Source organism: Kluyvera sp. Awk 3, from assembly GCF_028069715.1.
Classification (GTDB): Bacteria; Pseudomonadota; Gammaproteobacteria; order Enterobacterales; family Enterobacteriaceae; genus Kluyvera; species Kluyvera georgiana_A.
On the sequence record NZ_JANEWH010000314.1, the window covers coordinates 1 to 688 of the forward strand.

Sequence of the window (688 nt, forward strand, 5' to 3'; positions counted from 1 at the left end):
CCATTGATGTCATATTCCCGGTAACAGGATCTATAAAATCGATAACCTTGTTCTGCGAGCCAACGTCAAATATGTTGTTATTTTTAACATATTCACTATTAGTACCTAAAAGGCCTTTATCATAAGCTTCACCCAGTGTCATATTGGTATAACCACTATTGCCACGCGACACATTTGAGAAACTACCGGATAATGTATTATCTCGCCCACTCACTGTTATCTCTGTGACATCTTGAGGTGTCATTGAGTCAACTAAATAATCTGTTGCCTGTGACTTCACAGGCAACAGAGCTACCAGTAATAACGCGACAGGTGCCATTCGAAAAGCATATGAATTCTGACATTCTACAACGTGGTGTTCTTCCATAATAAGCACTGCGCTGCTTGATTGCACGTTACCACGTGCAAGCTCAGAAACAACAACAGCGCACGAACGGGCTACGTTCCAGATAACCTTAAATACTTTGTTCATTATCTCACTCGCTTTATTCTAACAGCCCCTTGTTCGCGATCACTTCACAGGTGAAGATTGGGCCGAAATTATTCAGTGCCTGATTTTGGGCTCAGGCGTCGTGTGAGAAATTCTACTTGCCACTCAACTTTTTTGGCCACATATAATGAATAAGTCTTTATTTATAGGTTTATTATCTACAGTAATTGTTTTTTATAGGATATAACTCTAACATTT

At 39.7% G+C, this 688-nt stretch carries 1 protein-coding gene; it reads right to left on the bottom strand.

The window, feature by feature from the left end:
• A partial coding sequence (locus NNN71_RS24865; protein ID WP_271459609.1) for an ESPR domain-containing protein occupies positions 1-472 on the bottom strand: 472 nt, incomplete at its 3' end.
• Positions 473-688 lie beyond the last annotated feature (216 nt).